Source organism: Algoriphagus oliviformis (genome assembly GCF_017254915.1).
GTDB classification, from domain to species: domain Bacteria; phylum Bacteroidota; class Bacteroidia; order Cytophagales; family Cyclobacteriaceae; genus Algoriphagus; species Algoriphagus oliviformis.
Window position 1 is genome coordinate 869,480 of record NZ_JAFKCT010000001.1, and the last position, 22,883, is coordinate 892,362.

20 protein-coding genes are annotated in these 22,883 nt (G+C 52.5%); 12 read left to right on the plus strand and 8 right to left on the minus strand.

Translation table 11 applies throughout. The features are described from left to right. Window positions 1–107: 107 nt before the first annotated feature. The 4 genes from J0A68_RS03710 (at window position 108) to J0A68_RS03725 (ending at window position 2,248) form a co-directional block, all read left to right on the plus strand. On the plus strand, window positions 108–692 hold the full coding sequence (locus J0A68_RS03710; RefSeq protein WP_206576835.1) for a YkgJ family cysteine cluster protein: 585 nt from the start codon (window positions 108–110) through the stop codon (window positions 690–692). Window positions 693–776: 84 nt separating this feature from the next. Continuing rightward, a complete protein-coding gene (locus J0A68_RS03715) occupies window positions 777–1,154 on the plus strand; it encodes a phage holin family protein (protein WP_206576836.1) in 378 nt (125 codons plus the stop codon). After that, entirely contained in the window at window positions 1,135–1,515 is a 381-nt protein-coding gene (locus tag J0A68_RS03720; protein ID WP_206576837.1) for a hypothetical protein, read from the plus strand. The genes J0A68_RS03715 and J0A68_RS03720 overlap by 20 nt, the downstream gene beginning before the upstream one ends. Next, window positions 1,499–2,248, plus strand: coding sequence for a phosphoglycerol geranylgeranyltransferase (locus tag J0A68_RS03725; protein WP_206576838.1), 750 nt, complete (start codon window positions 1,499–1,501; stop codon window positions 2,246–2,248). Before J0A68_RS03720 ends, J0A68_RS03725 begins: the two co-directional genes overlap by 17 nt. Here J0A68_RS03725 and J0A68_RS03730 read toward each other — a convergent pair. From J0A68_RS03730 to panC, 6 genes are all read right to left on the minus strand, one after another. Beyond that, a complete protein-coding gene (locus tag J0A68_RS03730; protein ID WP_206576839.1) occupies window positions 2,235–3,164 on the minus strand; it encodes an AraC family transcriptional regulator in 930 nt (309 codons plus the stop codon). The genes J0A68_RS03725 and J0A68_RS03730 overlap by 14 nt on opposite strands. 139 nt (window positions 3,165–3,303) lie before the next feature. After that, complete coding sequence (locus J0A68_RS03735; RefSeq protein WP_206576840.1) at window positions 3,304–4,443, minus strand: acyl-CoA dehydrogenase; 1,140 nt, start codon at window positions 4,441–4,443, stop codon at window positions 3,304–3,306. A 101-nt stretch (window positions 4,444–4,544) separates the two neighbouring features. Then, entirely contained in the window at window positions 4,545–5,231 is a 687-nt protein-coding gene (locus J0A68_RS03740) for a zinc metallopeptidase (RefSeq protein WP_206576841.1), read from the minus strand. A 34-nt stretch (window positions 5,232–5,265) separates the two neighbouring features. Further along, window positions 5,266–6,270: a lysylphosphatidylglycerol synthase transmembrane domain-containing protein gene (locus tag J0A68_RS03745; RefSeq protein ID WP_206576842.1), complete on the minus strand. Its 1,005-nt coding sequence runs from the start codon at window positions 6,268–6,270 to the stop codon at window positions 5,266–5,268. Further along, window positions 6,270–6,617, minus strand: a complete 348-nt coding sequence (gene panD / locus J0A68_RS03750) for an aspartate 1-decarboxylase (protein WP_206576843.1) — start codon at window positions 6,615–6,617, stop codon at window positions 6,270–6,272. Before panD ends, J0A68_RS03745 begins: the two co-directional genes overlap by 1 nt. Before the next feature lie 52 nt (window positions 6,618–6,669). Beyond that, window positions 6,670–7,518, minus strand: a complete 849-nt coding sequence (gene panC / locus J0A68_RS03755) for a pantoate--beta-alanine ligase (protein WP_206576844.1) — start codon at window positions 7,516–7,518, stop codon at window positions 6,670–6,672. 125 nt (window positions 7,519–7,643) lie between these two features. Here panC and J0A68_RS03760 point away from each other — a divergent pair, with 125 nt between their 5' ends. The 3 genes from J0A68_RS03760 (at window position 7,644) to glmS (ending at window position 11,744) form a co-directional block, all read left to right on the plus strand. After that, window positions 7,644–8,456: a glycogen/starch synthase gene (locus tag J0A68_RS03760; protein WP_206570115.1), complete on the plus strand. Its 813-nt coding sequence runs from the start codon at window positions 7,644–7,646 to the stop codon at window positions 8,454–8,456. 10 nt (window positions 8,457–8,466) lie between these two features. Beyond that, a complete protein-coding gene (locus J0A68_RS03765; protein WP_206576845.1) occupies window positions 8,467–9,780 on the plus strand; it encodes a DUF4270 family protein in 1,314 nt (437 codons plus the stop codon). 122 nt (window positions 9,781–9,902) lie between these two features. Then, window positions 9,903–11,744, plus strand: coding sequence for a glutamine--fructose-6-phosphate transaminase (isomerizing) (glmS, locus tag J0A68_RS03770; RefSeq protein ID WP_206576846.1), 1,842 nt, complete (start codon window positions 9,903–9,905; stop codon window positions 11,742–11,744). A 34-nt stretch (window positions 11,745–11,778) separates the two neighbouring features. On the opposite strand, the gene J0A68_RS03775 is transcribed toward glmS, so the two are convergent. Further along, entirely contained in the window at window positions 11,779–12,003 is a 225-nt protein-coding gene (locus J0A68_RS03775) for a Kazal-type serine protease inhibitor domain-containing protein (RefSeq protein WP_206576847.1), read from the minus strand. A 113-nt stretch (window positions 12,004–12,116) separates the two neighbouring features. On the opposite strand from J0A68_RS03775, the gene prfA reads away from it, so the two are divergent. Both prfA and J0A68_RS03785 read left to right on the plus strand, forming a co-directional pair. Next, a complete protein-coding gene (prfA, locus tag J0A68_RS03780) occupies window positions 12,117–13,190 on the plus strand; it encodes a peptide chain release factor 1 (RefSeq protein ID WP_206576848.1) in 1,074 nt (357 codons plus the stop codon). Between the two features lie 84 nt (window positions 13,191–13,274). Further along, on the plus strand, window positions 13,275–13,799 hold the full coding sequence (locus J0A68_RS03785; RefSeq protein WP_206576849.1) for a GNAT family N-acetyltransferase: 525 nt from the start codon (window positions 13,275–13,277) through the stop codon (window positions 13,797–13,799). Between the two features lie 84 nt (window positions 13,800–13,883). Here J0A68_RS03785 and J0A68_RS03790 read toward each other — a convergent pair whose 3' ends face one another. Continuing rightward, on the minus strand, window positions 13,884–16,697 hold the full coding sequence (locus tag J0A68_RS03790) for a YCF48-related protein (protein ID WP_206576850.1): 2,814 nt from the start codon (window positions 16,695–16,697) through the stop codon (window positions 13,884–13,886). A gap of 146 nt (window positions 16,698–16,843) precedes the next feature. Here J0A68_RS03790 and J0A68_RS03795 point away from each other — a divergent pair, with 146 nt between their 5' ends. From J0A68_RS03795 to J0A68_RS03805, 3 genes are all read left to right on the plus strand, one after another. Next, a complete protein-coding gene (locus tag J0A68_RS03795) occupies window positions 16,844–17,494 on the plus strand; it encodes a Tll0287-like domain-containing protein (RefSeq protein WP_206576851.1) in 651 nt (216 codons plus the stop codon). A 267-nt stretch (window positions 17,495–17,761) separates the two neighbouring features. Beyond that, window positions 17,762–20,932, plus strand: coding sequence for a SusC/RagA family TonB-linked outer membrane protein (locus J0A68_RS03800; protein WP_206576852.1), 3,171 nt, complete (start codon window positions 17,762–17,764; stop codon window positions 20,930–20,932). 12 nt (window positions 20,933–20,944) lie between these two features. Further along, window positions 20,945–22,798, plus strand: a complete 1,854-nt coding sequence (locus J0A68_RS03805; RefSeq protein WP_206576853.1) for a RagB/SusD family nutrient uptake outer membrane protein — start codon at window positions 20,945–20,947, stop codon at window positions 22,796–22,798. The last annotated feature ends 85 nt before the right edge of the window (window positions 22,799–22,883 follow it).

Consider the following 22,883-nt stretch of genomic DNA (forward strand, 5'->3'; position numbering starts at 1 on the left):
GGGAGGGGTGAAAAATTAAAGTTCTGAATATCAGTGAAAAAAAAATGGTGAGTCACCGAATTTTTTTGGGCTGTTCTTGCTCTACTTTTGCATCCTTATTTCAGGAAATGAATCTATTTGAGAAGTCCGAAGCGGTGAAGGAGGTCTTTCGCCAGCTCGAATCCGAGTCCAGCCAATTTCAGACCGAGGGTGGGCTCTCTTGCCTGTCGGGCTGTGGGTATTGCTGCGCCAATCCCAAGATTCCCGCCTCGCCTTTGGAGTTTTTGCCCCTGGCCTTTGACCTGCACGAAAAAGGCATTGCGGAGGATATCGCCAACCAGCTTGCCCTCCAGGACCAGCTCGAAAACTGCATCGTCTATCGCCCCAAGGCGGAGGACCATACCAAAGGCTTTTGCGGAAGCTATGCCGGAAGAGGCCTGATCTGCAGGCTGTTTGGAGCCTCTGCCCGCAAGACCAAATACGGCCAAAAGGAACTCATCACCTGCAGGATTCTCAAGAAAGATGATCCGGAGGCCTTTGCTGCCGCCAATGCCCGGATCAATGCCGACTTGGACGTGCCGATGGCGACTGCGTTCTACACTCGGCTCCACGATGTGGACGAATCCCTCACCACCCAGTACCCGATCAACCAGGCCATTTTGATAGCCCTGGAGCTGGTTTTGAGGTTTAAGTTTTACGAGGAGGCGGGCTAAGACCGCTGTGGCAATTTTTTTGCTCCTTCGTTTTCCAGTATATTCGGAAAATGTTAGGGGAAAAGCAGCCATAAAAACCGGATTATGTTAAAAATCGGCGAAATCGTCCAAACAGTAAAAGGGATCATCGAGGCCCGTATCGGAATAGTCAAGCAGGAAATCCAAGACGAGTTTGTCGGGATTTTGTCCCGCCTGATCTTGCTGGTCGTCATCGGCAGCATGCTGATGCTGGTGTTCCTGTTTCTATCCCTGTCGCTTGCGTTTTTTCTCAGCCAGGTCACCAAGAGCCCCTACATGGGCTTTCTGATCGTGGCATTGCTGTATTTCCTGGTGGTCTTGGCGATGATCGTGACCCGCGACTCACTCCGCACCCAGCAGCGCGTGGAGCGCATGCTCAAAAATTTTATTTTCAAGGTCAAACTAAAGCGTGAGCAGGAAGAAAATGAGCAAGAAATTGGATAAGACGCCGGAAGAACTGGAGCAGACACTCGCCAAGCAGCTCGAAGTATTGAAGAAGGAGTCAGAGGAATGGATCAAAGTGGGGGCCGTGGTGGCTGTGGGAGCTCTCCTGACCTACGGCATCGTAAAGGCTACACGAAAGAAAAAAACAAAACCTACCGACAAGGCACTGGAAGTCTTGGAAAGGGAAGGGCTCCTCAATGAGGACATCAAAAAGCGCCTGACCAAACCGAAGCGTACTACTTTTTGGCCCAGTCTGAGTCAAAAGCTGTTTATCCTAGGTCTCGCATTGGCCAAGGACAGGTTTATGAACGATATTTTTTCCTCTCCTTCCGAAGCAAAGGAAAGTGAAAAGGGTCAGTAGGCTGCTCAAGGGCCTCGCCAAAAAGCGCCGGAAGGGAGTCGCTTGGCTGGTGGATCCCGAGAAAGTAGATGACATCAGCCAGTTTGCCTGGGTGGCGAAGTCGGGCTTGGACCTGATTTTGGTAGGGGGGAGTGTCTCTGCTTCCCCTGCTTTTGAGGATACCGTTTTGCAGCTCAAGAAGGTGGCCGGCGATATCCCGGTCTGCATTTTCCCAGGTTCCGGTCTCCAGCTATCCGACTCAGCAGATGCGATCTTGTTTATGAGCCTCATTTCTGGGCGCAATCCCGAATTTTTGATTTCCCATCAGGTACTTGCCGCCCCGGAAGTGGCCCGGATGAACCTTGAAGTATTGCCCACGGCCTATCTCCTGGTGAACCAGGGAGAGCTGCTCAGCGTGCATGCCGTGAGTCAGACCCTGCCCCTGTCAAACGATGACCTTGAGCTGGTTCGTGCTACGGCCTTGGCGGGCAAGTTTCTGGGGATGAGATTTTTCTACCTCGATGCGGGAAGCGGTGCCGCTGCGCCGGTGAGCGCCAAGGTGATCGAGGTGGTGAAGGATGCGGTAGCCTCCCCACTGATCGTCGGCGGGGGACTTAGCTCCGGGGATAAGGTAAAAAATGCCTTCGAAGCGGGTGCCGACCTGGTCGTCATCGGCAATGCGGCAGAAAAAGACCCCGACTTTTTGGCCGAGGTCTTGGATATCAAGCAATCCTACAATCTTATTGAATATTGATCAGGGACTCCCTGCGGCGCATTTTGCCGGCCGGTACGCCGTACATCATCTTGAAGCGGCGGCAGAAGTAGGCGGTGTCCTTGTATCCGACCTCCTTGCCGATGTCGCGGATTGATTTTTTGGTGGTACGCAGGAGCTCGACGGCAGCCTCCATGCGCTGGTACTCGATGTAGTCTTGGGGGTTGATCCCGGTGAGCATTTTGAAGTACTGCCCCACGTAGTCTTCCGATACATTGGCGACCTTGGCCAAAACCTTGTTGGAGAGGTCGCCTCCGATATTGGCCTTGATGAAATTGAACAGGTCAATCAGCCTTGGGTCTTTGAAATAGGTCGAGTTGGTGGAGAGCTCTTCGGTGAAGAGTCGGTTTTTCAGGATGTGGCGCAGGAGCTCGATCACCAAGACTTCCGTCTGGGCCTTGAGGGACCGTTCTTTGCCGACATTGGCAGCCTCCAGCTCCTTGATGACGTCCTCGACCAGCGTGGCAATGCGGTCGTTGAAGCGAATGATGAAGGGGGGGATGTCCAGGGAGTTGAAGAAGTTGACGACGTCAAAAACCTTGGACTCAAACTGGACGAGGGAAATGCAGTCGTCTTCGCTGGTTTTGATGTCTTTGAAGCTGATGCTTTGGAGGTATTTCCTTCTGTTGTCACCAAACTGCTCCATGTCCAGCTCGTTTCGCTTGGCGCCAGTGCCGAAAGTGATTTGGATCTTTTGGCCCTTTGGCACAAAGAGAACTTCCCCTTCATTGACCAACTCCTGGTCCTCGCCAAATTTCAGGGTGCCATGGTGGAGCAGAATCAGGCTGTTTTCGCTTTCCTCGTAACCCGTTACACTTACCGGCTTTTCAATCTTGAAGTTGTTGCCTTTCAAAAATCGGACGTGGACTGATTCGATGACTTTATTGTAATAATCCATGAAAACGGAGTAAAAGTTAATTCGCAAAAATATGATTTTTCCTAAGCCAAAAGAGGAATATTCTTTAAAATTTGTGAGGTAAATAAAAAAACGGGTATAAAAATTTGCAATTATACCCTTTTGAAAGAATGGAGCTGAACTAACGGAGTATTCCGCGGGAGATCACGATGCGCTGGATTTCGGAGGTGCCCTCGTAGATCTGGGTGATCTTGGCGTCGCGCATCAGCCTTTCGACATGGTATTCCTTCACGTAGCCATAGCCCCCGTGGATCTGCACGGCCTCGATGGTGACATTCATCGCGACCTCGGAAGCGTAGACTTTGGCCATCGCGGAAGCCTGGGTGTAGTCTTCCCCCTGGTCCTTGAGCCAGGCGGCTTTTCGGACCAAAAGCCGGGCGGCTTCGATCTGGGTGGCCATATCGGCGAGCTTAAACTGGATTGCCTGGTGTTGGCTGATCGGCTTGCCGAAGGTTTTTCTTTCCTTGGAATAGGCCAGGGCCAGTTCGTAGGCGCCGGCGGCGATGCCAAGCGCCTGGGAGGCGATGCCGATCCTGCCGCCGTTGAGGGTTTCCATGGCAAAGGTGAATCCAAACCCCTCCTCGCCGATGCGGTTTTCGGCGGGGACTTGGACGTCTGTGAAGATCAGGGAATGCGTGTCAGAACCCCGGATGCCGAGCTTGTCTTCCTTTTTTCCGACTACAAAGCCTTTCCATCCTTTTTCAACCAGAAAGACAGAGATGCCTTTATGTGCTTTTTCGGGATCTGTCTGGGCAAAAACCAGGTAGATGGAGGCGGAGGAGCCATTGGTGATCCAATTCTTGACGCCGTTGATCAGGTAGTGGTCCCCGTTTTTTTCGGCGGTGGTGCGCTGCGAGGTGGCGTCAGAGCCAGCCTCAGGTTCCGAGAGGCAAAACGCCCCCAAGACTTCTCCGCTTGCCAAGCGTGTGAGGTATTTCTGCTTTTGCTCCTCCGTGCCGTATTTTTCCAATCCCCAGCAGACCAGGGAGTTGTTGACCGACATGGCGACGGAGGCGGAGGCGTCCACTTTCGAAAGTTCCTCCATGGCGATCGTGTAGGACACCGTATCCATTCCGCCACCATTGTACTTGGGGTCAACCATCATTCCGAGAAAACCCAGTTCCCCCATTTTTTTTACTTGCTCTCTGGGGAAAATGGCTTGCGAGTCGCGCTCGATGACGCCGGGAAGCAGTTCGGATTGGGCAAATTCTCTGGCGGCTTCCTGCACGGCAAGCTGCTCCTCTGATAGTTCAAAATGCATGGGGAATTATATTTTGGGTTTGATTTCTTGCCGAAAATATACCCCAAAAAAAAGAAAAGGGACAGCTGCCTGTCCCTTTTCAATCTAAATTTTGACCTGTATCAATCCCGGTTGCCGAAGAACACCATGATGTAGTAAGCCAGCGTGGCCAGAGAGGCCAGCGCCGCAACCACATAGGTCATTGCAGCCCAGTGCAGGGCGTCTTTGGACATTTCATATTCAGGTTTGGTCACGATGTTGCGATTTTGCACCCAAGCTAAGGCTCTGTTGGATGCGTCAAATTCCACAGGAAGGGTGACCAACGTAAACAGGGTCATCACCCCGTACGCTCCCACGACGATGTATCCCATCATGGGTACCGGCATCCCAAGTGCCAGGCCCCCGAAAAGGGAAGCGATGAGGACGAAGTTGAGGATTTTGCCGGACACGTTTTGGACAGGCACCATGGCGGATCGGAGCTTGAGCCAAGTGTAAGAAGTGGCGTGCTGCACTGCGTGGCCGCATTCGTGTGCTGCGACGGCGGTGGCGGCGGCATTGCGGCCGTAGTATACATCCGGGGACAGGTTGACGGTTCTGTTCATCGGGTTGTAGTGGTCGGTGAGTTGGCCTTCCACGCATACCACTTGTACATCGTGGATATTATGGTCGGCCAGCATCAGTTTGGCGATGTCGGCGCCGGAGAGGTTGGCCTGCAGGGCAGTCTGGGAGTATTTTCTGAATTTGCTCTTCAGTCTGCTACTGACCGCAAATCCAAGGATTGCAAATACGACAACGATTACGATAATCATTTTTTAAATTGTTTAGCTGGGTGTGAATACGAAGTTAGACCTTGTCAGGTTTATTCCAAGCGGGGATCCTCACCATGACCAGCCAGCTGATCAAGCCTCCCACCAGTACCAAGATCAATTGGGTACCGTGGATGATGGCTGCGAAAATTTTCCCGTCGGACTCTGATATTCCAAACTGTATCAAAATATACGCCACGAGGGCGTGGAAGGTGCCAATGCCGCCCTGCACCGGCGCTACCATGCCAATAGTGCCCATCACCATTACCAGCAAGACCTCTCCGGGTGTCAAGTTGGCAGTGCTCTGGATGGCGAGCGAGACGGTGTACATGGTGAAAAAATAGATTATCCAGATCACGACGGAGCTGAGCCAAAAGCCCATGGGGTTCTTGAGGTTTGAGATGCTTTGGAGGCCGGAGAGGAGCTGGCGACCAAAGCCCTGGGCTTTTTTGATCAGGCCGCTGTTGCGAAACATCCTGCCGAGGAGGTATAGAAACAGGGCGAAAACCGCCGCCCCTCCGAGCAAGAGCGGAAGGTTTGCCGCCAGTTTGGAGCCGAGGCCTTGCAGGTCGACCATTTCTCCGGCCAAGGCCAGAAAAAGCTGGTTTTCCACCAAAAAAGCGAGAAAAATAATGCCTACCAAGAAGAGCAGGTCAATGCTCCGCTCGACGATGACCGTGCCCAGCAAGCGGCCCACCGAGATGCCGTTGGTTCTGGCCAGCACGCCACAGCGGGCGACTTCTCCGGCACGCGGCACGAGGAGATTGGCCACGTAGCCCACCATCACGGCGTGATAGGCTCGTCCAGGGCTGACCTTTTCCCCCTCCTCGAAGTTCATAAGCAACGCCCATCTCCAGCCCCGTAGCCAATAGCCAAAAAGCGAGATGGCAAGGGAAAAGACAATCCAAGTCCACCGGGACGATCGGACTTGGGATATCAAGCTGGCCAGCTCTATGTCTTTATATAAAAACCAAAAAATCCAGATAGCAATAATTAGTGATATTACTATCTGGATGCCTTGTTTAAATTTTATGTTTAACATTAGCTTAGTTTGTTCCTTTCATCAGGAAATATCAAAACAGGTTTGAATTTTTTTGCCTCTTCAAACTCCATCCCTACATAAGCTATTATTATAATAATATCCCCAACGGCAACCTTTCTGGAGGCCGGGCCATTGAGGCAGATCATGCCGCTACCTCGCTCACCCTTAATGACATAGGTTTCCAGTCGTTCTCCGTTGTTGATATTTACGATCTGTACTTTTTCATTTTCGATGAGATTGGCCGCATCCATTAAATCTTCATCTATAGTAATTGACCCTACATAGTGAAGTTCTGCTTGCGTGACTTTTACTCTGTGTATTTTGGATTTTAATAGTTGGATTTGCATGACAAAATTTGTATTTATTCTAGGGGGTATAAAAATGGTGATTGGTACTAAGTTAGAAAACAATCACCAAGTTGTCAATCAGCCTGATGTCTCCTAGGTAGGAGGCAACGCAGATTGAGGTCTTTTGGGTTTTGTCAAACTCCGAATACACTTGGAATGTCTCCGGATCTACCAGCTCGAAGTACTCCAGCTCGGCGCTTGGTTCCTCACGGAATACCTGTGCGACGGCCTGTTGGATATCGTTCCATGAATCTCCCTGTTCCAGTCTGGATTTTGCGTGGATCAAGCTTCGATAGAGGATCAGGGCCTTTTCTTTTTCCTCCGGATTGAGCCGGGCGTTTCTAGAAGACATTGCGAGGCCATTTGGTTCCCTACGGGTTGGGACGATTTCCAGCTTCAAGTCAATGCTCAGGTCGGAGACCAGGCGGCGTACGATGGCTACTTGCTGTAGGTCTTTCTGTCCAAAAAAGGCGACCTGCGGCTTGATGATGTGGAACAGCTTGGAGACTACGACGCCGACACCATTGAAATGGCCGGGGCGAAATTTGCCTTCCAAGACCCGCTCCAAGTCGCCAAAGTCAAATTTGAGCTCCGTCGGCCGGGGATACATCTCGGACACCTCCGGGACAAACACGTAGTCCACTCCCTCCCGATCCAATTTTTCCAAATCGGCATCCAGCGTGCTGGGATACTTGGCGAAGTCCTCAGGGTTGTTGAACTGCGTGGGGTTGACAAAGATGGAGACGACCGTGAGGTCGGCTTGTCGCTTGGACGCTCTGACCAAATCCAGGTGGCCCTCATGAAGGGCTCCCATGGTGGGGACCAGACCGATTTGCTGCTTGTTTTGAAGGTGATTGAGCCAGAGGGGGTTCCACTCGGCTAGGGTACGAATTAGCTTCACGCCAGGGTAGTATTTCGGCTAAATTGGGGCAAAAGTAGATTAATATCCAGAATTACAATGCTTTTAGGCTTTTTTTATTTATCTTTGTGCCCGTTGTTTATCACGTTCATTAAAATCCCTATAGCATGTCCAAACTGCGTATCCTCTACGTTGCAAGTGAAATCAACCCTTTTCTACAAACATCCGAAGTAGCCAATTTCCTAAGATCCCTGCCTCAAGCTATGCAAGAGCGTGGCATGGAGATCCGTATTTTGGTGCCGAGATTTGGGCTGATCAATGAGCGGAAAAACAGACTCCACGAGGTAGTCCGTCTTTCCGGGATCAATATCGCGGTAGGGGACGAGGAGAAGCCCCTGATCATCAAGGTGGCCTCTATCCCCAACGCCAAGCTGCAGGTTTATTTCATTGACAACGAGGACTATTTCCAGCGAAAGCACGTCTTCCATGACAAGCAGCAGAAGTTTTACGAAGACAATGACGAGCGCGCGATTTTCTTTTGCAAAGGCGTGATCGAGACCGTGAAGAAGCTCGGCTGGGCTCCGGATATCGTACATTGCAACGACTGGATGACCTCACTCATCCCAATGTACCTCAAGACTACCTACAAAAACGAGCCGCTTTTTAAAGACACGAAAACCGTATTTGCGATCTATAACAATGGATTTTCGCATACCTTTGGCGACGATTTGTTAAACAAGGTTAAGATGGTGGATATCGATGACACTATTTTAGCACCTTTGAAGACCAAAGACTTCACCGGTTTTATCAAGATGGGTATGGAATACGCCGACCTCGTGGTAAAAGGCTCGGCAGTCTCCCCAGAATTAAACCAACTCATCGAGGATTTCTCAAAAGACAAAAAGTTTGAAATCAGTATTCAAGAAGAACAGCAAGCTCATGACGAGCTTTTTGGAATATACAACAGCCTCGCGGGCTAAATTGGCCGGATTGGCCGCCCTTTCAATCCTTTTCCTTAGTTCTTGCAGTGACCCCGCTACCGTCGGGATCGAATTGGCCCCCGGCAACAACCAGATCGGGGTGTTTTACCAGGAGTTGACCCTCGATGCCCAAGTGGTGTTGCTCGATTCCTTCAATACCGTCAATTCCGGTGTGTTGGTGGTGGGCAACGAGGCGGATGCTTTCTTTGGCAAAACGCAGGCGACGGGCTATTCCCGTCTCTTCATCGATGCTACCGATACCAGACCAGATGGCGCCGCGGTGTTGGATTCCATGTTTTTCAACGTGGATGTGGTCAGCGTAAACGGCTCGAATTTGGATTCTCCCAAGAGGTACTCGGTTCACCAGTTGACCGAGCCTATCCTGGATACCCTGTACTACAACTTTGACAAGCTTTCCTATCAGGCTGATCCCTTTGCTTCCATCGACATCACTTTTGGCGACGTCAAGGACACGGTCATGCAGCTTACGGTAAACGAGGCTTTCCAACAGGAGCTTTTCGGCAAGATTCAGGAAGGAAGCGAGTTTTCCAATCTGATCAATTTCCGAAAATACATACAGGGAGTAGCCTTGCGGGCCCGAGAGGGGGACAATACCACCATCGGCGTGGCCTTGGGTGCAAACACGGGAATCGCAGTGTACTACCACAATACCGGAGATACGATCCCGCTTCTCTATGAGATCAACACCTCTTCATCAAGAAACTTCAACGGAATCGAGGCCGATCGCAGCGGTACGCCGACCGAATCCGTCACCGAATATGGCAAATCCTACGATGTGGGGCCGCAGGTGGGGATGAAGTCCACCGTGGCGATGGCTATGCGCATCGATACCAGCCCCTTGGATGCGTTTCTGGATACCCTTTCCGGAGTGACTTTCAACCAGGTAAGTTTCTCCATGGGTGAGATCGAAAGCCAGGATGAAGACAACAACCCCATCACTGGAATGGTCATGATCTTTGTGGACAACGAAAACGAGCCCATCAAGAGCACCATCAACAACGTCCCGCTGTATGTGCAGGGGGATAATCAGCCGCAGGTCATTTTGGATTCCAACGGGGACAAGGTGCCCAACAATACGTACTCTTCCTCGGCAATCCTTTCATACGACTCAGATGATGAGCTCTACTTGGCAGGGATTACCTCACATATCAACGCGATCTATAGAGGGGACATCCTGCGCCAAAATTGGCTGCTGTATGCTTCAACGCCACAAACGGGTGATGATTTCAAGCGCTCCCTCCGCCAATATAAGGTGGACAAAAACAAAATAAAGATCCAAATCATCTATTCGAAGACCAGGTAGCCCTGTCGGTTTTCTGAAAGTCTCAGCGATCCACTTCCCGTTTTTAGGGAAGTGGATTGTTTTTTTTTAAGGGAAAGGTGTTTCTTTGTAGAAGTTCAAACCAACTTTAATAATTTTTAATTATGTGTGGAATTGTCGCATACGTGGGGCAGCAGGAGGCGCTTCCCATCATTCTCAAAGGGCTTCGGAGGCTAGAGTACCGGGGCTACGACTCGGCTGGAGTGGCTGTCTTGGACAGTCAGGGCCTGAGTATCTATAAGAAGAAAGGGAAAGTCTCTGAGCTGGAGAAACACCTCAGTTCCAATGGAACCATCGAGTCCAGGATCGGTATTGGCCATACGCGCTGGGCTACCCATGGCGAGCCCAATGACGTAAACGCCCACCCGCATTATTCGTCTTCGGAGAAATTTGCAATGATCCACAACGGGATCATCGAAAACTACGAGGTGCTGAAAAAAGACCTGCTCCAGAAGGGCTACAAGTTCCAGAGCGATACCGACACGGAGGTCTTTGTCAAGTTTATCGAGGATATTTTCGTCAACAACAAGTGCACCCTAGAGGAGGCACTTCGTTTGGCTTTGCACAAAGTCGTGGGTGCATACGCCATCGTGCTGATCAACAAAGAGGAGCCTGATACCCTCATCGCAGCGAGAAAAGGCTCTCCACTGGTAATAGGAGTAGGTGAGGACGAATATTTCCTCGCCTCGGACGCCACCCCCATCATCGAGTACACCAACAAGGTCGTGTACCTCGACGACTACGAAATAGCCGTGATCCGCGACGGCAAGCTACAGGTGAAGACCATCGAAAACGTCGAGACGCACCCGTACATCAATCAGCTGGAAATGGAGCTCGAGGCCATAGAGAAAGGCGGCTACGAGCACTTCATGCTCAAAGAGATCTACGAGCAGCCCAAGTCCATCGCCGACTGCCTCAGAGGAAGGCTCGACGCCAAGTCAGGACGCTTGGTGCTGGGCGGTCTGCGTGACTACATGAACAAATTCCAAAATGCGGAGCGGATCATCATCACCGCCTGCGGGACGTCTTGGCATGCCGGTTTGGTCGCGGAGTACCTGTTTGAGGAATTTGCCAGAGTCCCAGTGGAGGTAGAATATGCCTCCGAATTTCGGTATCGCAACCCGGTCATCAACGAGAAGGACTTTGTCATAGCGATCTCCCAGTCAGGTGAGACGGCTGATACCCTTGCGGCCATCGAGCTTGCAAAGTCCAAGGGGGCGACCATCTTCGGCGTCTGCAACGTGGTAGGTTCATCCATCCCCAGGGCAACGCATGCGGGATCCTACACCCACGCCGGCCCGGAAATCGGCGTAGCGTCCACCAAGGCCTTTACCGCCCAGATCTCCGTATTGGCGATGATGGCGCTGAAGCTGGGCTACCAAAGGGGTACGTTGCCGGAGAGCAAGTACGTGCAGCTGCTGCATGAGCTGGCGGCGGTGCCCGCCAAGGTAGAAAAGGCACTCGAAACCAACGAGCTTGTCAAGTACATTTCCTCCGAATACAAGGACGTAAGAAACGCCCTCTATCTCGGCAGGGGCTACAATTTCCCAGTGGCGCTGGAGGGGGCACTGAAGCTGAAGGAGATCTCCTACATCCATGCCGAGGGCTATCCGGCCGCAGAGATGAAGCATGGGCCTATCGCCCTGATCGACGAAGAGATGCCCGTAGTCTTCATCGCGACGCAGGACAGCTCCTACGAGAAGGTCGTGAGCAATATCCAGGAGGTGAAAGCCAGAAAAGGAAAAGTCATTGCCGTGGTGACGGAGGGCGACACCCAAGTGAAGGCCATGGCGGATCACGTGATTGAGATTCCGGCACTACATGAGGCCTTTGTGCCGCTGGTGGCGGTAGTACCGCTACAGCTGCTGTCGTACCATATCGCCGTGATGAGGGGATGTAATGTGGATCAGCCCCGAAATCTCGCAAAATCGGTCACTGTGGAATAAGCAAAAAGAGGCGGTCAGATATGACCGCCTCTTTTTAGTTGCAAGCCCCGGCGGTCCAGGATTTGAGTCCGGCCAGGTCGGCTGCGCAGGCATTGCCGTAGGTTTTGCCATCGCATCCGCAAACAGGCCTGTAGTCCAACGTGCAGGCGCCGTTTCTGACCCTTTCCGGATCGAAGCAGTCTGCCCTTGGCACTTCTTCCTCACAGCCGAGTAGGGAAAATGCCAAGAGTGCGAAAAGATAAAAAGCTGTTTTCTTCATGTCTATAGAAACGGCATTCGCCATCAAAACGCTACCGGCTTCCGGTTTTATAGTCTGCGATTCCGCATTGCCTGCCGATAAATTCCCTACTTTTGCGCAGCGAAGGAAAAACCATGCTGGATAAACTACAGGCACTCAAAGATCGATTCGAAGAAGTAGGGCAACTCATCATCTTGCCGGACTCCATGTCCGACATGAGCAAGTACGCCAAGCTCACCAAAGAGTACAAGGACTTGGAGAAAATCGTCTCTGCCTACGACGAATATAGCCTTGTCCTACAGAATATTGACAGTTCCAAAGAAATCCTGGACAAGGAGAAAGATCCCGAGTTCAGGGAGATGGCCAAGCTCGAGCTCGACGATTTGCGAGAGCGAAAGGAAATCCTCGAGGAGGAACTGAAGCAGCTACTCATCCCCAAAGACCCGAACGACTCCAAAGACTGTATCTTGGAAATCCGTGGAGGAGCTGGTGGCGATGAGGCCTCGATTTTTGCAGGCGACCTATTCCGGATGTATGAGCGCTTTTGCGAAATGCAAAATTGGAAGCTCACCGTGCTGGATTTGACTTTTGGGTCGGCAGGTGGCTACAAGGAAATCATCGCGACCGTCTCGGGAGCGGATGTCTACGGCATGCTCAAATACGAGTCCGGAGTCCATCGCGTCCAGCGCGTACCTGCGACAGAGTCCCAAGGCCGTGTCCACACCTCCGCTGCTTCTGTGGCGGTATTACCCGAAATGGACGAAGTTGAGGTGCATTTGGACATGAACGACATCCGGAAAGACACCTACTGCTCCTCCGGTCCGGGCGGGCAGTCGGTCAACACCACCTACTCGGCGGTGCGCCTTACCCACAATCCCACCGGCTTGGTGGTGACCTGTCAGGATGAAAAGTCCCAGATCAAAAACTTCGAGAAAGCCCTGAAGGTACTGCGCTCCCGACTCTACGAGATCGAGCTGGCCAAGCACAACGAAGCCGTTGGCGCTCAGCGTAAATCCATGGTAGGCAGCGGAGACCGATCGGACAAGATCCGTACCTACAACTACCCCCAGTCCCGGGTGACGGACCATCGGATCAACAAAACCGTCTACAATCTCCCCGATGTGATGAACGGATATATAGAGGAATTCATATCCGCGCTGCGTCTGGCCGAAAACCTCGAAAAAATGCAAGCAGGAGGCATTGAGTAAGTGGAACAGGCTTTGCAAGATTGAATTAAGAAGGTATATTGAACAAACAAAAAGCCCAGGAGGAGTAATAACCCACGCATTTTTATGATCATAGCAGGAGAAAGAGAAATCAATCTGGTCACATGGAGTGAGTCCCATTTTCACCAACTCTATCCCCTTGCCAACAACCCAAAGATCGCAATGAACCTGCGGGATAGCTATCCCCAGCCCTATACCATACACGATGCCCGCCACTGGATCGAGCACAACCAAAAATTCAACCCACCGCAAAACTTCGCCATCGAATTTGAGGGGAAGCTGGCGGGCTCCATAGGCTGTGACCGGGGAAAAGACGAGCTCCGCACCAACATGGAATTGGGGTTTTGGGTAGGGGAGCCTTTCTGGGGAAAAGGTGTAGCCACCGAGGCGGTGAAGCTGTACACCAAATACATTTTCGAGAAATTCGACATCCAAAGGCTCTTTGCCCAAGTGTATGACTTCAATGGGGAATCCATGAATGTGCTGGAAAAGGCCGGCTTCATACCCGAGGCTATCCTGAAAAAGGCCTACATCAAGCGGGGCATCATCGGGGATGTTTTCCAATATGTGATGATCAGAGACGAGGAGTAATCTTCGTCTTTTTTGTATGAACCCTTTTGTCGGTTTGCTGACTGCCGGGTTTTGGGGGGCAGATGGTTTCTGCTTTTTCCGCACTCATCGCACGAGCAGCTTTTTGGTGACTAGCCCGTCTTTCCCTTTGAGCTGCAGGAGGAGAAGTCCTTTGGGCAAGCTCTCCAAATACACTTCCCGCTGTCCCGACGATATCCTGAGCTCAAGAAGGGGCTGGCCGAGAGAATTGGTGACGGTCAGGCTAGACCAGGAGTCGAGGCTGTCGGAGGTAAGGGTGACGGTTCCTTGGCTGGGGTTGGGGTAGAGTTTAAGGTCTGTATCGGCTGTTGGCTCCAGCGCGGTGATCAGGTTCACATTGACGGATAGAATCCTTTTGGTGCTGTATCCGCAGGCATTTTGTGCTTCGACGGCCAGCTCAAAGTCGCCTTCTTTTTCCCACACCACCGTCACGCTGGCGCTGCCCTGCCCGGAAAGGATCTTTCCCCCGCCTCCGCTGACACTCCATCGATAGTTGAGACCAGGAATGGGGTCTATGCTATAGATCTCCGCCACTAGACTGGTCATCGTCGCCCCCGCGATACTGGATGGAGACGAGGGAGTGGAGGCAACGCTGATGGTTTTTTGGAGGGAAGGAGATGGCCCGCAGTAGTTTTCCTGGATGACGCTGATGCGCTGCTCCCCTTGCTGGGCCCAGACGACTTCGACTTGATGGGAGCCTTGTCCGCTTTTGATTTCCCCTCCGGTCACTGCCCAAGTGTAGCTTATTCCGTTTTGGCTGGGGAGGGAGTAGGAGTAGCTCGCTCCGCTGCACACGGCACCCTCACCGGCGATAGCCTGGGTGCTGGGAGGGCTGGCGGCTACCGATACTTCGAGCGCGGAGGTCTCCCCGCTTCCGCAGAAGTTGGTTCTGCTGACCAGAACTGCATTTCGGCCTGTCTCGGTCCACCTTACTTCGATTTGCGGAGTACCCTGCCCGGAGAGGATCTCTCCTCCGTCCACACGCCACAGGATTTCGGACCCCAGCTGGGGCGCGGCCGAGATCGAGTAGCTGGCAGTGCCGAGGCAAGCCTGGAAGCCTCCGGAGATTTCGCCTACGTTACCCGTAGGAGGGACGCAGCTAAAGGAAAGGACGGTGCCATCATCACCGGCAAAGTAGGCCCGAAGGTCTGTCCCGGCGCTGACGGCGTTGAGGTCTCTGAGGGTGCCGGTGGCAAATTCTCTCCAAGTCTCTCCCCCGTCAGAGGTGACGAGGGCCAGTCCCTCCTCACCGGAGATAAAACCGTATTCCATCCCAAAGAAGTCTATGGATTTGAGGTTTTTGGTCGTGCCGGATGCGATTATTTTCCAGGTACTGGCCTTGTCTTCTGTTTTGAGGATAATGCCTCCGTCCCCGACCACCACGGCGCGGGTGGTGTCAATCTTTGCCAGGGCGTTCAGGTTTTGCTCGGTGACCTTGGGCACCGTCTCCCAAATAGACCCTCCGAAAGTCCTGCTGATCTGCCCTTTTTCTCCAATCGCCACCCCGTAGCCAAAGTCGAAAAAGATCAGCCCATTGAGGTTTTCCAAAGTATTGGATGAGACGGTCTGATCCCAGGTCACTCCCGAATCGAATGACCTGGAAATGTATCCTTGCGATCCGCTAAGGTAAATGACGGAGGGGGCAAAGAGATAGAAGCCCGTGATGGTGCGGTCTGCGGCGGTGAAGACGGGAACCCAGCTGCTTCCCGAATTGGAGCTGCGGTAGATCTTGCCTTGGTCAGATCCGGAATACCCGAAAGCCGTATTCCAAAAAGCAAGGCTTTTGATGGTGACAGGCTCCGGCAGGGGGCGGCTTACAAGGGAGGTGGCGCCATTGGTGGTGACAAAGAATGCACCGTCTTGCCCAGCAATGAATCCCGTGTTTTGGTCTTTGAAGTCTGCTGCGGTAAAATCATTCCTGATGCCCGCGAATTTTTGGCTCCAGCTGGCGCCGGAGTTGGAGGAGTTGATCAGGTAGCCGTCCTGACCGACAGTGGTGGCCAGGTTACTGGTGGGCTTGAAGGCAATGGAATGAAGGTTTCTGACATTCCCCGTTCCGAGGCTGGGCTTGGCAAAGGTAGTTCCCGAGTTGGCTGTCCGCACGACCGTGGCCATGTCGCCGACGGCAACCACGATCCGCGCATCCAAGGGGCTGATGGCCACCTCCCGGAGTGTGCTGCTGGTACCGGGGCTGAGCGCGTTCCAGGAGGCTCCTCCATCGATGGTTTTCAGAAAGGTGCCGTTTTCTCCTACCGCGTAGCCTATCAGTTCACTGGAGAAGGCGACCCCATAGAGGTCGGCGCTGGATGGAGCGCTGCCAAGCGTCCAAGTATTTCCCTTGTCTTGGGATTTTAGGATTTTCCCGTCCGAGGCGACGATGAAGCCCGTGCTTTCACCCACAAAATACACGTCATAGAGGTCTAGCGCCGTACCGCTGACTAGTTTCTTCCATGTTTCTCCTCCATCCAGGGACTGGATGAGCTCCCCCTTTTCTCCCGCGGCGACTATCGGGCCGCCGGGGATTTGCGCTAAGGCAAAAAGATCATTGACGGTTCCGGCTTCCTTTTGCTGCCAAGTCTTACCCGCATCCGTACTGAGGAAAATCGCCCCGCCCTCGCCCACGGCGAGACCTCTGCTGGAATCCAGAAAAAGCACATCGTAAAACCGCAGGTCAAAGCGCTGAAGCACCTCTTCCCAGGTGGTGCCACCGTCCTCGGTTCGGATGATCAGCTTTTCTCCCACTGCCACTCCCTGCTGGGCGCTGCTCCAGTGTGAAGAATGAAGGTCGAGCCCCCAGCCCTGCATTCGGGTCATGGTCTGGCTGCTTGCCTCCAATGCAACCAGGGTAAGGAAGAGGAAAATGGGTAGGAGTCTTCTCATGCTCGATGAAAACAAAGTCAGGTGAATCTTTGGCTTGTGATATCAAGCAGGGATCCCGATAAAACTAGATACAGCGTTAAGATAAACAAATGCTTTTACCCGAAATCTTAATCAGGCTGGTAAATTTATGGTTTAATGACTTTGCCATGAAAAATACGACCCTTTCTATCGCGCTCTTGACCCTGCTGGCCTGTGGCCCTCGGGAGAGAGTATCCAAGGAGACTCTTGACCAGGTGAACGAATCCATGGAGATCAAGCGGCTGACCGAAGCGGAAATCCTCGAAGAAGCCATGGTCTGGGGGGACTCGCTGACGGCCGAGGCGCAAAGCCAGCTACTGGCTAGTCTCCAGCAGGCCATAGCCGAAGGGGGGACGGTCGGAGCCTTGGAGTTTTGCAATGTTCAGGCTTTGCCCTTGCTCGCGGCGGTGGGGGAAGCGCACCAGGTAGGCATCCGCCGGGTGTCCAATCGCAGCCGCAATCCCCTGGATCGACCTGACGACGACGAGGCTCCCCTACTGGAGGCCTACGAATACAATGCGGAGACCGGCGGCAAGAGTGATCCCAATATCCAAAAGCTGGAAAACGGGACGGTATTTCTGTACACCAAACCCATCGTCATCCCCGGTAATTTCTGCCTCAGCTGCCATGGGGAGCCGGGCACCGAAATCGATGCGCCTACCCTCGAGAAACTGGCCGAGCTCTACCCGGAGGATAAGGCCAAAAACCACAAGGTCGGAGACCTGAGGGGAATGTGGTCGCTGAGGATTCCTAAAAAAGAAGTCGTAAAAAGGCTTTAGATCGGACAAATCGGGCTGGAATGTGAAAATTCCGGTTTTTGCTGGTACCTAACGAAGGGAATTTGGCTTCAAATGGCTTTTGCCCAATGTAGGATTTGACCTAGAGAGGATGGTTTTTTTTTGAACTTCCTCAATTATTGACAGGGAATACGAAGCCCGTTTGTACAAACAGCATAAAACAGTCGGTTTTTGGCGACAAACAGTTAGAGAATAAGGCAAAAAATGGGGGACATTGTGGTTTAATTTTCATTAACCCAAAAACTGCCTATGAAAATCTCTACTCATGCCAGGCTATTTTGCCTGTCATTCATGATGTGCCTTCTATTTTTGGGCACTGCACAGGCCCAGACCCGGGAGGTGTCTGGAGTTGTTATATCCGGCGAGGATAATTTGCCACTTCCGGGAGTTTCCATTCTCCTCAAGGGCTCCACTTCAGGTACGGTCACCGACGTGGATGGTAAATTCCGAATCGGTGTAGAATCCGACCAGTCCGTACTGGTATTCTCCTTTATCGGCTTTACTACCCAAGAGGTGGTCGTCGGCGCACAGAGCGTGCTCGACGTCAGACTCGCCCCTGATACCAAGTCTCTCGAGGAAGTGATCGTGGTGGGTTATGGCGAGCAGAAAAAGGAAACCATCACTGGTTCCGTAGCCACCGTCAAAGGTGGTGAGCTGGCCAAGTCTCCCTCCGTCAACCTGTCCAACTCCATCGCTGGCCGTATGCCAGGTGTGGTAGCGGTCAACAGAAGCGGCGAGCCTGGCTATGACGGATCTTCTATCCGTATCCGTGGATCCAATACCTTGGGTAACAACGATGCACTCATCGTAATCGACGGTATCCCTGCCCGTTCGGGTGGTATCGATCGACTCAACCCCAACGACATCGAGAGCATCTCCGTACTGAAAGATGCCTCTGCGGCTATCTACGGTTCCCGTGCTGCAAACGGGGTAATCCTGGTGACCACCAAGCGTGGTAAAAGCGGCGTGCCCGAGCTGACTTTCCAAGTCAATCAAGGCTGGGCCCAGCCTACGGTCATCCCTGATTTGGCCAACGCACAGCAGTATGCGACCATGCTCAATGACCTGGATATCTATGCACTTCCGGTCAGCGAGTGGGATGCTGCCAACCAAGCCTACAAATCTACCGGCGAATACACCCGTCCCAATGGACAAGTCCGTACTGCGCCCTACTCCCCCGACGAGCTGGAGCTGTACCGCAACGGATCGGATCCTTGGAACTATCCGAATACCGACTGGTACGATGCCACGCTGAAAAACTGGTCTCCACAGACCCGAATCAATGCCCAGCTACAGGGCGGTACCGAAAACGTCAAGTACATGACTTCCATCGGCTTCCAGGATCAGGATGCATACTACAAAAACTCCGCAACCGGATTTAAGCAGTATGACATCCGTCTGAACTTGGATGCCAACATCAACAAGTACATCAAGGTAGGCGTGGGTATCCTCGGCCGTGAGGAGCGCAGATTCTACCCTACCCGCGGTGCAGGGGCCATCTTCCGTATGCAGATGCGTGGAAAGCCAAACCAGCCAGCCTACTGGCCAAACGGACTTCCGGGACCTGACATCGAAAACGGGGAAAACCCTGTCGTGATCACGACCAACGCTACTGGCTACGACCGCGATACCCGCGACTACTTCCAGACCAACGGTACCTTGGAGATCAAAATCCCAGGTGTAGAAGGCCTGAAAGTGACCGGTACTGCCGCAGTGGATAAGACCATGCAGTTCAACAAAAGATGGGAAACCCCCTGGACTTTGTACCAAATGGGTACTGGCTTCGAGGATGACGGTGTGACACCTAAACTCGTTCCTTCTCGTCGAGGTCCTGCGGATCCACGTCTTTCAGAGGCAAATGCCAACAAGCTGAACATCCTGGTGGGTGCAGTGGCATCCTATGACAAAGTGATCGGCGAAGACCACACCATCAACATCCTGGCGGGCTTCAACAAGGAGACCGAGCAAGGCAACAACTTCAATGCGTTTAGAAGATACTTTCTCTCTACCGCCATTGACCAGATGTTTGCCGGGGGTGACTTGGAGAAAAACAACGGGGGTGGAGCTTACGAGCGTGCCCGTCTGAACTATTTCGGCCGTGCTTCCTACAACTACAAGGAAAAGTATCTGGCCGAGTTCCTCTGGAGATATGACGGTTCGTACATCTTCCCTGAGGATACCCGATGGGGCTTCTTCCCGGGCATCATGCTGGGATGGGTCGTGTCTGACGAAAATTTCTGGCAAAACTCCCTGGGCAAAACCTTTGATTTCTTCAAAGTGAGAGGTTCTTGGGGCCAGCTGGGTAACGACCAGATCTATTTCGGCGGTGTCCTACAGGAATACCAGTTCCTTTCCACCTACGGATTCAGCTCTTACATCATCAATGGCCAAGAGGTGAAAACCCTGTACGAAACCCGTGTGCCAAACACCCGCATTACTTGGGAGGTGGCCAACAATTCCAACTTGGGTTTCGAAGGACAGTTCCTTCAGGGCAAGGTTTTCTTCGAGTTTGACCTGTTCTACAACAAGCGGACAAACATCCTTTGGCAGAAAAACGCATCAGTGCCGCAGACTACAGGTTTGATCCTTCCAGCCGAAAACATCGGGGAAGTGGAAAACAAAGGCTTCGACTTGAATGTAGGCTACCGAGGTAACATCGGGGATGTGACTTTCTCCGCTTCCGTCAACGGGGGCTATGCCAAAAACTCCATCCTTTTCTGGGATGAGGCGCCAGGAGCACCCGAGTGGCAGATGTCCACCGGCAGACCGATGAACACGTTCTTGGTGTACCAATACGACGGCGTATTTGCGACCCAGGAAGATATCGACTCCGAGACGCTGGACTACTCCGCGATCACCAACAACCTGCGTCCTGGTGACATGAAGTACCAAGACTACAACGGTGACGGCAAGATCACTCCGGAAGACCGAGTGAGAATGGACAACAACAACATTCCGTTGTTCCAAGGTGGTATCAACCTCAATATGGCTTGGAAAAACTTTGACTTGGCGGTGTTGTTCCAAGGAGCTGCCGGTGCAAGACAGTATGTAAGTGCGGGCGAATCCGGAAACATCGGTAACTATCTCCTGGATATCTACGAGAACCGATGGACCATCGACAATCCGAGCAGCGTACACCCAAGAATTGCCAACAGAAGCGACCAGTACTACTCCAACGGCAACACGTACTGGTTTAGAAAGTCCGACTATATCCGCTTGAAAAACTTCGAACTGGGTTACAACTTCCCTGCGCACCTGACCGAAAAGGTGGGCGTGAGAAACCTGAGACTGTATTTCAACGGGATCAACCTCTTCACTTGGGATAAGCTGAAGGTGTATGATCCGGAATCCGACAACTCTACCGGCCAGTACTATCCTCAGGCTAGAATCATCAGCACAGGACTTAACGTCACTTTCTAAAACTTGTGAAACATGAAAAGAATCAATAAATATTTTGCTATTCTGTTCGCTGCATGCTTCACGTTTACCGCATGTAACGACGACTTTCTGAACACCAAGCCTCTGGGCGAGGTGGATGAAAGCAGTGTCTGGACAGACATCGCCTTGGCAGAGGCATTTGTAGTAGGAATCTACCAAGGACTCGGAAACGGGGGATTTGACGAGCAGATGCTCGCTTCCCTGACCGATGAGTCCATGTTTACCCACCCGGGTAGAGGGATTACCACCATCACCGAGGCCCGCTCTAACCCGGCCGACATCGGCTGGGTCAATGGCACACTCGCTTGGAGTTCCATGTATTCCCGCATCCGTGCGACCAACATCGCCATTGAGAAGCTGACCGACGAGAAGTTTCCCCACACCGGTGCCAGCACTGATCGCCTGATCGGCGAGGCTAAGTTTATGAGAGCCTATTACTACCACCAAGTACTGCGGTACTATGGCGGTTTCCCGATCATCGACTATGCCTACACCTTGGATGCGGAGACCTTCTTGGCTCCGAGAAATACCTTCGAGGAGTGCGTGAACTTCATCGTGAAGGATCTGGATGAAGCGGCTACCCTGCTCACAGGTCAGTCTGCGATCCGTGGACGTGCGACAAAGACGTCTGCCCTGGCCCTAAAGTCCAGAGTGCTGCTCTACGCGGCTAGTGACCTCCACGACGGTCCTACTGCAAAAGCCAAATCTGCTGATCTGGCTGCCTATGGCAACTTGGATCTTTTGGCCTACCCATCAGGCAACAGAACCGAAAGATGGCAGAAGGCCCAGGCTGCTGCCAAAGCGGTACTGGACGCCCACACCGGAAACCAAATGGGGCTGACCGCTCCCGTTGATCATGCCACAGGTGTCCAAAACTACATCAACAACTCCATGGCCCGAAACGGCGGAGAAGCTGAGATTCTTTTGGGCAGATATTTCATCAACCTGAAGCAGGAAAACGGTGGTCGCCAAGGCCTCTTCAACGGTCCAAACGGATACAACAACTGGGCTGGAAACACTCCGGTACAGTCTCTGATCGATGACTATGAGATGATGGACGGTACCAAGTTTTCTTGGAGCAATCCGGCGCATTCCTCGGCTCCTTATGTCAATAGAGAAGCCCGATTCTACGCTTCCGTCCTCTATGACGGAGCGCAGTGGAAGCCGAGATCCAGCGCCAACCAGCCAAGAGATCCACTGGGCCAGATCCAGACCGGAACCTATGAGATCACCGGTGGTACCGGTACCCACTTCGGATTGGATACCCGAAACAGCCCGATCGAAGACTGGAACGGTTCCTACACCGGATACTATTTCCGCAAGTTTATCGATGCCAACCCGGCCATCGTGGATCAGAACACCTGGCAGCAAGTGCCTTGGCCTGTCCTGAGATACACCGAGGCAGTGCTGAACTATGTGGAAGCATCCATCGAGTTGGGTCAGGAAGCCGAGGCAAAAGCTTGGCTCAACCAGATCAGATATCGTGTGGGCTTGCCTGCCATCACCGAGACTGGCGATGCACTGAAGCAGCGGTATAGAAATGAGCGAAGAATCGAGATGGCCTACGAAGAGCAGCGCTACCATGACGTGCGCCGATGGATGATTGCCCCGGTGGCATTCAACAGACAGGCAAACGGAATCAGCATCACTGGTACCTTCAAGCCGGGTAAGTCGCTGAGCGTGTACCGCTATGATCCTACGATCTACAATTACGTCTACAAAGTGATCGATATGGATCCGGGTAAGGAAAACCGCAAGTGGCTGGACAAAATGTACTATCTGCCTATCCACCGCGACGAAATGAACCGAAATTCAGAACTGGTTCAGAATCCTGGGTATACCCAATAAAATCCTGATTAACTTGTCTGAGCTATCCCCTCTGGGGGTAGCTCAGATTTTATTTATATGAGACGATTCCGATTACCCATTAGCC